Annotated in this window: 10 protein-coding genes; 7 read left to right on the forward strand and 3 right to left on the reverse strand. The window is 61.4% G+C overall.

What is annotated here, in order from left to right; translation table 11 throughout:
- Window positions 1-52: 52 nt before the first annotated feature.
- The gene (locus BLW80_RS14580; protein ID WP_093758518.1) at window positions 53-1,237 is read right to left on the reverse strand and encodes an OpgC domain-containing protein; all 1,185 of its coding nucleotides are present in this window, start codon (window positions 1,235-1,237) and stop codon (window positions 53-55) included.
- Window positions 1,238-1,500: 263 nt separating this feature from the next.
- Between BLW80_RS14580 and BLW80_RS14585 the strand changes: the two genes are divergently transcribed.
- The 4 genes from BLW80_RS14585 to BLW80_RS14600 all read left to right on the forward strand — a co-directional run bounded on the left by BLW80_RS14585 (window position 1,501) and on the right by BLW80_RS14600 (window position 6,521).
- Window positions 1,501-1,806: an ETC complex I subunit gene (locus BLW80_RS14585; protein WP_089264254.1), complete on the forward strand. Its 306-nt coding sequence runs from the start codon at window positions 1,501-1,503 to the stop codon at window positions 1,804-1,806.
- Window positions 1,807-1,972: 166 nt separating this feature from the next.
- Window positions 1,973-3,577: a carboxyl transferase domain-containing protein gene (locus tag BLW80_RS14590; RefSeq protein WP_089264255.1), complete on the forward strand. Its 1,605-nt coding sequence runs from the start codon at window positions 1,973-1,975 to the stop codon at window positions 3,575-3,577.
- Window positions 3,578-3,579: 2 nt separating this feature from the next.
- A complete protein-coding gene (locus BLW80_RS14595; RefSeq protein ID WP_093759094.1) occupies window positions 3,580-5,592 on the forward strand; it encodes an acetyl/propionyl/methylcrotonyl-CoA carboxylase subunit alpha in 2,013 nt (670 codons plus the stop codon).
- A 32-nt stretch (window positions 5,593-5,624) separates the two neighbouring features.
- On the forward strand, window positions 5,625-6,521 hold the full coding sequence (locus tag BLW80_RS14600; RefSeq protein WP_093758519.1) for a hydroxymethylglutaryl-CoA lyase: 897 nt from the start codon (window positions 5,625-5,627) through the stop codon (window positions 6,519-6,521).
- Window positions 6,522-6,548: 27 nt separating this feature from the next.
- Here BLW80_RS14600 and dctP read toward each other — a convergent pair whose 3' ends face one another.
- Window positions 6,549-7,571 carry a TRAP transporter substrate-binding protein DctP gene (dctP, locus tag BLW80_RS14605; RefSeq protein ID WP_093758520.1) on the reverse strand — a complete coding sequence of 341 codons (1,023 nt, stop codon included), beginning with the start codon at window positions 7,569-7,571 and terminating at the stop codon, window positions 6,549-6,551.
- Between the two features lie 250 nt (window positions 7,572-7,821).
- Between dctP and BLW80_RS14610 the strand changes: the two genes are divergently transcribed.
- Window positions 7,822-8,064, forward strand: coding sequence for a pentapeptide MXKDX repeat protein (locus BLW80_RS14610; protein WP_093759095.1), 243 nt, complete (start codon window positions 7,822-7,824; stop codon window positions 8,062-8,064).
- Window positions 8,065-8,189: 125 nt separating this feature from the next.
- Window positions 8,190-8,678 carry a cupin domain-containing protein gene (locus BLW80_RS14615; RefSeq protein WP_139285835.1) on the forward strand — a complete coding sequence of 163 codons (489 nt, stop codon included), beginning with the start codon at window positions 8,190-8,192 and terminating at the stop codon, window positions 8,676-8,678.
- A 57-nt stretch (window positions 8,679-8,735) separates the two neighbouring features.
- On the opposite strand, the gene BLW80_RS14620 is transcribed toward BLW80_RS14615, so the two are convergent.
- Window positions 8,736-9,077, reverse strand: a complete 342-nt coding sequence (locus BLW80_RS14620; protein WP_093758522.1) for a DUF6481 family protein — start codon at window positions 9,075-9,077, stop codon at window positions 8,736-8,738.
- A 309-nt stretch (window positions 9,078-9,386) separates the two neighbouring features.
- On the opposite strand from BLW80_RS14620, the gene BLW80_RS30320 reads away from it, so the two are divergent.
- Window positions 9,387-9,548 carry a hypothetical protein gene (locus BLW80_RS30320; RefSeq protein WP_170849668.1) on the forward strand — a complete coding sequence of 54 codons (162 nt, stop codon included), beginning with the start codon at window positions 9,387-9,389 and terminating at the stop codon, window positions 9,546-9,548.
- The last annotated feature ends 17 nt before the right edge of the window (window positions 9,549-9,565 follow it).

The raw sequence follows: 9,565 nt of genomic DNA on the forward strand, positions 1-9,565 counted from the left end.
AGGCATCTGCCGGCGATTTCTCGCCTGTCCCGCACCATGTTCGACAACGGGTCTATTCTGCGGCTTTCGACGGCGATGCCTGCTGTTCTGACGTTGCTGGAGCTGCCGGCTTCGGCAACGGCTTGTCCTGCTTCTTCGACCACGAGATGTAATAGGCCACGCCGGTCATGATGCCGATGCCGGCGGCGCTGACGAATATTTGCGCCAGCAGCGAGCCCGACGACATCATCAGCTGGAAGTGGCCGACGAAGGACAGGAACACGCCGACGCAGAATACGGCGAGCGACTGCTGGCCGCATTTGATGAGCGGCTGAAACACCGGCCACTCCAGGCCTTTCCATTCCTTCGGCACGAAGCGGGTGACGAAGAAGGCGATGATCACGAAATGCAGCACGCGATAGGGCGCGAGGTTGGTCTTGTCGTTTGGATTGAACGCGTCGAACAACCAGTCCGGCATGATCATGTGGCCGGTGTCCGGGAAGCGACCGGCCATGGTCATGACAAGCGAGAACAAGAGATAGGCGATGCCAAAATACAGCAGCACCTTGGAGCGGATCACCGAGCGTGACTCGAGCGCGCCGCCGAGCGCGAACCAGGCGCCGAACACAAACAGTAATTGCCAGGTGAACGGGTTGAAGTACCAGACGCCGTAGGGATAGGCGGGCAGATTCCAGCCGAACTGGCGTGCCGCGAAATACAGCGCCAGCGACGCCAGCATCGTCAGATCCGGCTTGCGCAGCATCATCCACAGCACCGGCGGGAACAGGCCCATCAGCACAATATAGAGTGGCAGCACGTCGAGATTGAGCGGCTTGAACTTGAGCAGCAGACCTTGCGTCAGCGTCTGGATCGGATTGTCGACCAGACCGGCAACGTTGAACTCGTTGATGATGTCGGGGTCGTTATAGCGCTGCGCCACATAGCCGATGGCGGCGATGTAGATCACGAACAGGATAACGTGGGCGACATAGAGCTGCCAGACCCGCTTGGTGAGGCGCGTAGCGCCGACGATGAAGCCGCGCTCCAGCATCATCTTGGCGTAGACGAAGGACGCCGTGTAGCCGGAGATGAAGACGAACAGGTCGGCGGCGTCGGAGAAGCCATAGTTCCGGGTGGTGACCCAGTTCACCACATTGTCGGGGATGTGATCGAGGTAGATCGCCCAGTTGGCGATACCGCGGAACAGGTCCAGCCGAAGGTCTCGGCCTTTGGGGGGAAGGATGGCGTGAATATCCATGGGTGCCGCTTCAGGAGCCCTTCGTGATGCCGAATTGCGAGATCAGATAGACCGCTTCGTGCCCCGATTGTCACGACGCCGTAGAACGAATATACACAATAACGAAGCCGCCAAACGACGGAATCACGGATCAAATTCGTGACAATTGGATATACCAGCCCCGCCGTTTTCACCAATTTGTCGCAGTGTCGCAGCTGACCAAGGCCGATCCCGAGACGCTAATCCCGAGACGAAGGCCCATCCTTAAAAGGCTATCGCATTCCATGACCGCACGTATCTTCAAAGCCCCCAAGAATGCCATGCAGGCAGGCCTCGCCAAGACCAAGGACTGGCAGCTCGATTATGAGCCGGAGCAGGCGCGGGTGATCGAGCCCCTGATGGGCTGGACGTCGTCCGGTGACATGAAGCAGCAGCTGTCCATCCACTTCGACAGCAAGGAAGAGGCGGTCGCCTACTGCGAGCGCGAAGGCATTGCCTATCAGGTGATCGAGCCCAAGGTGCGTGCGCCCCGGACCATCGCCTATGCCGACAATTTTGCGTTCCGCCGCTCGGAGCCATGGTCGCACTGACGACCGGTTTGCGGGCAAATCAGCCTCCGTAACGCTCCAAATCTCACCCTGACCAGCACCGAAAGTTAGGGTTGCGTCCCGCCACGACGGGGTGACACCATCATGGCAGGCCCGTTGCCGGGCCGCCGTGCAAACAAGAAACAGACCCTGCAGGAAACGGAAGCCGATGTCGCTTCGCTCCACGATCGATCCCACCTCGGCCGAGTTCAAACGCAATGTCGATGTGATGAAGGCGCAGGTTGCCGAGCTCAAGGACAAGCTCGGTGCGGTCGCCGGGGGCGGCGGCAAGGCGTCCCGCGCCAAGCACACCGCGCGCGGCAAGATGCTGGCCCGCGAGCGTGTCGATCTGATGATCGATCCCGGCACGGCCTTCCTCGAACTCTCGCCATTGGCCGCCAACGGCCTCTATGGCGGCGATGTCCATTCCGCCAGCGTTATCACTGGCGTCGGCCGGGTGTCGGGCAGGGAGTGCATGATCGTCGCCAATGATGCGACCATCAAGGGCGGCACTTACTATCCGATGACGGTGAAGAAGCATCTGCGCGCGCAGGACATCGCGCGGCAGAACAATCTGCCGTGTATCTATATGGTGGACTCCGGCGGTGCGTTCTTGCCGCAGCAGGACGACATCTTTCCGGATGAGCGCCATTTCGGCCGCATCTTCTACAATCAGGCGCAGATGTCGGCGCAGGGCATTCCGCAGATTGCTGTCGTGATGGGCTCGTGCACTGCCGGCGGCGCTTATATGCCGGCGATGTCCGACGAGAGCATCATCGTGCGCAATCAGGGCACGATCTTCCTCGGCGGTCCGCCGCTGGTGAAAGCAGCAACCGGGGAGGTGGTCACCGCGGAAGAGCTCGGCGGTGCCGACGTCCATTCACGACAATCGGGCGTCACCGATCACTATGCGCAGAACGATGGTCACGCCATCGGCATCGCGCGAAAAATCGTCGCGACACTGAAGCCACCACAGCGGGCCACACTGAACATGCAGGCGCCCCGCGATCCTGTATACGCGGCTGAAGAACTCTACGGTGTCATTCCTGCCGACGCGCGCAAGCCGTTCGACATGCACGACATCATCGCGCGCATTGTCGACGGCTCCGAATTCGACGAATTCAAGAAGCTCTACGGCACGACTCTAATCTGCGGCTTCGCGCATATCTGGGGCTTCCCGGTCGGCATCATCGCTAACAACGGCATCCTGTTCAGCGAGAGCTCGCTGAAGGGCGCGCATTTCATCGAGCTCTGCTGCCAGCGCAACATCCCGCTGGTGTTCCTGCAGAACATCACCGGCTTCATGGTCGGCAAGAAATACGAAGCCGGCGGCATTGCGCGCGATGGCGCCAAACTGGTGACAGCTGTCGCCACGGCCAACGTCCCGAAATTCACCGTGGTGGTCGGCGGCTCCTATGGCGCCGGCAATTACGGCATGTGCGGCCGCGCCTACAGCCCGCGCTTTCTGTGGATGTGGCCCAATGCCCGTATCTCGGTGATGGGCGGTGAGCAGGCAGCGATGGTGCTGAGTCAGCTGCGCCGCGACAATATCGAAGCCAAGGGCGGCACCTGGTCGACCGAAGAGGAGGAAGCGTTTCGCAAGCCGACACGCGACCAGTTCGAGACCCAGGGCAGCCCGTATTACGCAACGGCGCGCCTCTGGGATGATGGCGTGATCGATCCCGCAGATACGCGCCTGGTGCTCGGACTTGGTTTGTCAGCATCGGCCAATGCGCCGATCGAGCCGACGCGCTTCGGCCTGTTCAGGATGTGATGATGGCCAAAGCCGAAATCTCAAAAGCTTTATATCGCCGCTTTCGCACGCTCCTGATCGCCAATCGCGGCGAGATAGCCTGTCGCGTCATCCGTACCGCGCGGGCCATGGGCTTGCGCACCGTCGCGGTCTATTCCGAGGCAGATGCCAATGCGCTGCATGTCGCGGAAGCCGACGAGGCCGTGTTGATCGGCCCGGCGCGTGCGCGCGACAGCTATCTCAATATCGAGCGCATTCTCGAAGCTGCAAAGAAGACCGGCGCCGAGGCGATCCATCCCGGCTACGGCTTTCTCTCCGAGAGCGCCGAGTTCGCGCAGGCTTGTGCCGATGCCGGCCTGATCTTCGTTGGACCTACTGCGGAGATGATCACTGCGATGGGCTCGAAGTCGGGCTCCAAGGCGCTGATGGAGAAGGCTGGCGTGCCGCTGGTGCCGGGCTTCCATGGCGAAGCGCAGGACGACGCGACATTGGCCAAGGCAGCCGACAAGATCGGCTTCCCGGTTCTGGTGAAGGCCTCAGCGGGCGGCGGCGGGCGTGGCATGCGCGTGGTGCGCTCGGCTGTTGAACTGGCTCCGGCCATCGTCAGCGCCAAGCGCGAAGCCAAAGCAGCGTTCGGCGACGACCGCATGCTGATCGAAAAGTATGTCGACAATCCCCGCCACATCGAGGTGCAGATCGTCGGCGACAGCCACGGTAATCTGGTCTCGCTGTTCGAGCGCGAATGTACGTTGCAGCGACGGCATCAGAAGGTGATCGAAGAGGCGCCGTCGCCGACGTTGAACGGCGCGCAGCGTGAGGCGGTTTGCGCGGCTGCACGCAAGGCCGCAGGCGCGGTGAACTATGTCGGCGCCGGCACTATCGAATTCGTCTCTGACGGCAAGGACGTGTTCTTCATTGAGATGAACACGCGCCTGCAGGTCGAGCATCCCGTCACTGAACTGATCACCGGCATTGATCTGGTCGAATGGCAGCTCCGCGTGGCGTTCGGCGAAAAGCTGCCGCTGTCGCAGGACCAGATCAAACTCAACGGCCACGCCATCGAGGCGCGGGTGTACGCCGAGAACCCGCACAAGAATTTCATGCCGTCGGTCGGCAGGATCCGCACCTGGCGCACGCCCGCTGAGACGAACGGCTTGCGCATTGATGCTGGCTATCGCGAGGGCGATGCGGTGTCGCCGAACTACGACGCCATGCTCGCCAAGGTGATCGCCTGGGCGCCGACGCGCGATGCGGCGATCAACCGGCTCAATCGTGGGCTGGAAGAAACTGATATTCGCGGCATCGTCACCAACACGCCGTTCCTGTCGGCGCTTGTGACGCATCCGGATGTGCGTGCCAACACCATCGACACCGGCTTTATCGAGCGTGAATTAAAAGTGTTGACGCCGGACTCGGCGGTGCCCGGCGATCTCGAACTATGCGCGGCCGTCGCCGCCATTGTCTCGAGCGAAGAGCAGGCAGCACGGGCCGCCGGTGCCTCGCCCTGGCTGACGGCTGGCTGGATGCCGGTCGGGCGTCGCCAGCGGGTGTTCAAATTCAAGCATGGTTCGGACGAGCAGCGCGTGACGTTGAATTACGGCAGCGGTCCTGCAACGATTTCGATCGGCACTCGCGAACTGGGGTTTGAGACGGCTGCGGCCGATGACGGGCATTTCGATCTGACACTGGACGGAGCACGCTCGCACATCGTTTCGGTGATCGAGGGCCACGAACTCTACCTGCGTACGCGTCACGGCCGTTTCGACATGCATTGGGTCGATCCGTTCGGCGGCGACGATGAAGAGCAAGTCGGCGAGGACAAGATCGTTGCGCCGTTGCCGGGCACTGTGGTGGCGCTGCTGGCCGAGGAGGGCGCGACCCTTGAGAAGGGCGCGGCCATCCTGACCTTGGAAGTCATGAAGATGGAGCAGACCTTGCGCGCGCCGTTCGCAGGCGTGCTCAAGCGCATCAAGTGCAAGGTTGGCGATATCGTTGGAGAAGGCGTCGAGCTTGCGGAAGTCGAGCCGAGCGCCTGATCTTCTGAAAGACGTGTGAGATTGAAACAAGCATGAGTGATCAGGTTCGTATCGTCGAGGTCGGTCCGCGCGACGGTCTGCAGAATGAAAAGACGCCGGTGTCGGTCGAAGACCGCATCGCCTTCGTGAAGGCTTTGGTCGGGGCTGGCCTGCATACGGTCGAGGTCGGCTCGTTCGTGTCGCCCAAGGCGATCCCCAAAATGATGGGTTCGGATCAGGTATTTCTCGGCGTGCGCGATTTGCCCGGTGAATTCCATGTGCTGGTGCCGAACGAGAAGGGCTATGAGGGCGCGAAGGCGGTCGGCGCGAAAGTCATCGCGGTGTTCGCCTCGGCCTCGGAAGGCTTTTCGCGTGCCAACATCAATTGCTCGGTCGCCGAATCCATCGAGCGCTTCAAGCCGGTGATCGAGCGCGCCAAGGCCGACGGCATCCGCGTGCGGGGTTACGTGTCCTGCGTTCTCGGTTGTCCCTATGATGGCGACGTCGCGCCGCAGGCGGTCGTCGATGTCTCGAAGACGCTGTTTGATCTCGGCTGCTACGAAGTCTCACTCGGCGACACGATCGGTGTCGGGACGCCGTCGAAGGCGCGGCAGATGCTGCGCGCCGTTGCTGGCTCGGTTCCCATGCCAAAGCTCGCTATGCACTTCCACGACACTTATGGTCAGGCGCTGGCCAATCTCTATGCCGGGATGGAAGAAGGCTGTCGCGTTGTCGACAGCGCTGCCGGCGGTCTCGGCGGCTGCCCCTATGCGCCCGGTGCGACCGGCAATGTCGGCACCGAAGATGTGGTCTACATGCTGGAAGGCATGGGGATTGCGACGGCCGTCGATATGAACAAGCTGCTCGCTGCGACCAACACCATCAGTGCTCTGATCGGCCGCCCGCCGGTCAGCCGTGTCGCTTCGGCACTCAACGCGAAGACGCGCTGAGAGCCAGTTGGCGGACGACAGGATGGGTCAGGCCGGGACGTCCAGCGCGAGCTTGAGGAGGTTCGCGGTGAGCGGCGTCTTGGCGACATAGTCCTTCCACGCCGTATCGCGCGCGATATCGCGCCACTTGCCGACGGTCGCAGCGTCGAGCGCGCTGACCTGGGCGCCGGCCTTCTCATAGACCCTGGACACTTCGACATCGTCTTGCTGCGCGCCCGCCTTGCCGAAGGCTTCCATCTCGGCGCCGACCGAGACCAGAATATCCTGGTGTGCTTTCGGCAATTTGTCGAACACAGCCTTGGACATCATCAGCGGCTCAAGCATGAACCAGTAGGACGCACCCGCGCCGGAGGTCAGATGCTTGGCGACTTCGCTCAGCTTGAATGAGATGAGGCTGGTCGATGAGGTGATGCCGGCATCGCAGGCGCCGCTCTTCATCGCCGCGTAAATTTCGTTGGACGGCATTGAGAGCACGCGTGCGCCGGCAGTCTGCAACATCATGTTCATCTCGCGCGAACCGCCGCGTACCGTGAGACCCTTGGCGTCCTCGGGGACAACCAGCGGGCGCGAGCGGCTAGCCACACCGCCGGCCTGCCAGACCCAGGTCAGCAGCACGATGCCCTTGTCGGCGAGAATGTCGCTCAGTGCCTTGCCGATCGGCAGGTTCTTCCAGCGCAAGCCCTGATCGTAGGTCGAGACCAGACCGGGCATCAGGCCGATATTCGCTTCCGGCAATTCATTGCCGGCATAAGGCAAGGGATAAAGGCTGAGATCGAGAGTCCCTTTGCGCATGGCGGAAAATTGCGCATCTGCCTTGATCAGCGACGAATCCGGATAAACCTCGGCAACGAGGTCGCCGCCACTCTGCTTGGCAATGGCGGCGGCGAAAGTCCGGACCAGACGGTCGCGGAAGTCGCCGTTATCGATGGTGCCGCCGGGAAACTGGTGCGAGATCTTCAGTGTAGTCGCTGCCTGCGCCGTACCGATACCGCAACGAAGGATCGCAGGCACGGCGAGGGCCGATCCAAGGATGTGGCGGCGAGTCAGCATGCGTAACTCCTGAAAGTGTTCGTCTGGTGCCGGGCGGGACAAAATGCGCCCGCGTCCTGTTGCTCCGTCACCGCGCGTCCCTTCGTTTATACAATCCGAACCGGCGGGCAAGTGATGTTGCGTCGCACGCAATGGCTATCGGATGCATCATCAAGACTTTTTTGATGCGACGTAACAAACCGCGACCTCCGTACGTCTGGTTCATAGCGACAGACGTCGCGCTTCAGAAATGGATCCGAGGAAAAACATCATGACCATCTCCACCAAGTTTGCGCTCGGCGTGTCCGCCGCGCTCGTCTCGCTCAGCCTTGCGCTGGCACCTGCCGCGTTCGCTCAGGACAAGATGAGCAAGGATGACGGCATGAAAAAGGACACTATGTCGAAGGGCGACGGTATGAAGAAGGATGCCATGTCTCACGACGGTATGAAGAAGGACGATGGCGTGAAGAAAGACGGCATGATGAAGAAGGAAGACGGAATGATGAAGAAGTAACGTCTTCACCCGCATCGCTGTGACGGGCCCGTCCGTGCGGCGGGCTTGTCATGTTGCGCTGCTCGTTGCTGGATCTGAAAACTCGGCATAGCCTCCGCGCACAAGAAAATGCCTGGGAGGCCATGATGAAAAAAGAACGACGCCTCGTCGTTGCGGCGACTTGTCTGATCGCGGCAACGCTCTTTCCAAGCGCGACGACATGGAGCGCCACTGACGAGATGGGCTTTGTGCGCATCAATCAGGGCGAGGAAGTCTGGAAGAATCCGTTCGGTGTCGGCGTTGAAGTTGCGACGCTCTATGGCGATCCCTCGAAGCAGGGCATCTATGTGCTGCGGATCAAATGGCCGCCCGGCATCATGAGCAAGCCGCACAAGCATCCCGAAGATCGTCACGTCGTGGTGCTGTCGGGCACCTGGTACACCGGCACGGGCGAAGCCTTCGTGCCCGAAAAGTCGATCCCGATGAAGACCGGCGGCTACATGGTGCATCCCGCCGGTGCGGTGCATTGGGACGGCACACGGGAAGAGGGCGCGGTGATCCAGATCACCGGTTACGGCCCGAGCGGCAACAAATTCGTCAAACCCGACGAGCCGCAATTCGGCAAAACGAACTGACCTCGGACAATCAATTCAGGCAGCGTGCCATCGGATGATGGCACGCTGATCTCGTGCTTATTTACGCTTCTTGCGGGCGGCGTAGCGGGCGTCGCGGGCAGCTTTCTGCTGGGCTTCCAGCGCGGCCTGGGCAAGCGCGGCTTCTTCCTTCTCGCGCGCAGCCTGGACTAGAGCAGCGGCGGCTTCCTCGGCTTCGCGGGCCTTCTGGACGGCCTTCTCAGCGTCGCGGATGGCCTTGGCTTCCGCGCGTGCGACGGCAGCGGCTTCGCGCTCGGCGGCGCGCGCCTTCACGGCAGGATCATCGGGCCCCGGTGCTGCCTTGAATTTGTTCAGAATGTTCTTCTTGGCTTCGATCGCAGCCTTCTGGCGATCCGCGAAGCTGGGTTCCTTAAATGACATGAACGAGGCCTTGTCGCTTTCTTTGGTTTGGGGTGGGTCATTGTCGGGTGCGGCAGCCGGGCAAACACCCAGGCAATGGCCGAAACTCCGCTGCGGTTTACAGCCGACAGCGCGGCAACGCATCAACTATCTGCGATTTACGGCAATCTTACGCATGATTTGCCGGCAAGGAGGCCTGCGCGAGGCTGGGGCGGAGCTTGTGCCGGGGTGATCCGCGTATATCCGCAAATCCCGGGAATCGGGCATGTTTTGGTCATCCGGCGATTTGGAGCGCGCGGAGCAGGCCGCCTGTGCGGCGCGAGGACCGATATGGATGCCCAGAAGACAGCCGTCGATGCCGTGGTCATTCTGACCGGCTGTGATCGCGACATGGTGACCCACTTCATTCGCGGCCTGTATCTGGCGGGCGTTCGCGACCCCAAGCGACTGACTTTCAAAGGGCTGCAATTCGCAGCAGAAGCAGGCGCTTAGCAACATTTGTAGCCAAA

It is taken from the genome of Tardiphaga sp. OK245, from assembly GCF_900108575.1.
Taxonomy (GTDB): Bacteria; Pseudomonadota; Alphaproteobacteria; order Rhizobiales; family Xanthobacteraceae; genus Tardiphaga; species Tardiphaga robiniae.

What these genes read in the sequence shown, in the direction of transcription:
- BLW80_RS30320 (WP_170849668.1), top strand. Translation starts at nt 9,387, where the DNA reads ATGGATGCCCAGAAGACAGCCGTCGATGCCGTGGTCATTCTGACCGGC.
- BLW80_RS14590 (WP_089264255.1), top strand. Translation starts at nt 1,973, where the DNA reads ATGTCGCTTCGCTCCACGATCGATCCCACCTCGGCCGAGTTCAAACGC.
- BLW80_RS14580 (WP_093758518.1), bottom strand. Translation starts at nt 1,237, where the DNA reads ATGGATATTCACGCCATCCTTCCCCCCAAAGGCCGAGACCTTCGGCTG.
- BLW80_RS14620 (WP_093758522.1), bottom strand. Translation starts at nt 9,077, where the DNA reads ATGTCATTTAAGGAACCCAGCTTCGCGGATCGCCAGAAGGCTGCGATC.
- BLW80_RS14610 (WP_093759095.1), top strand. Translation starts at nt 7,822, where the DNA reads ATGACCATCTCCACCAAGTTTGCGCTCGGCGTGTCCGCCGCGCTCGTC.
- dctP (WP_093758520.1), bottom strand. Translation starts at nt 7,571, where the DNA reads ATGCTGACTCGCCGCCACATCCTTGGATCGGCCCTCGCCGTGCCTGCG.
- BLW80_RS14595 (WP_093759094.1), top strand. Translation starts at nt 3,580, where the DNA reads ATGGCCAAAGCCGAAATCTCAAAAGCTTTATATCGCCGCTTTCGCACG.
- BLW80_RS14615 (WP_139285835.1), top strand. Translation starts at nt 8,190, where the DNA reads ATGAAAAAAGAACGACGCCTCGTCGTTGCGGCGACTTGTCTGATCGCG.
- BLW80_RS14600 (WP_093758519.1), top strand. Translation starts at nt 5,625, where the DNA reads ATGAGTGATCAGGTTCGTATCGTCGAGGTCGGTCCGCGCGACGGTCTG.
- BLW80_RS14585 (WP_089264254.1), top strand. Translation starts at nt 1,501, where the DNA reads ATGACCGCACGTATCTTCAAAGCCCCCAAGAATGCCATGCAGGCAGGC.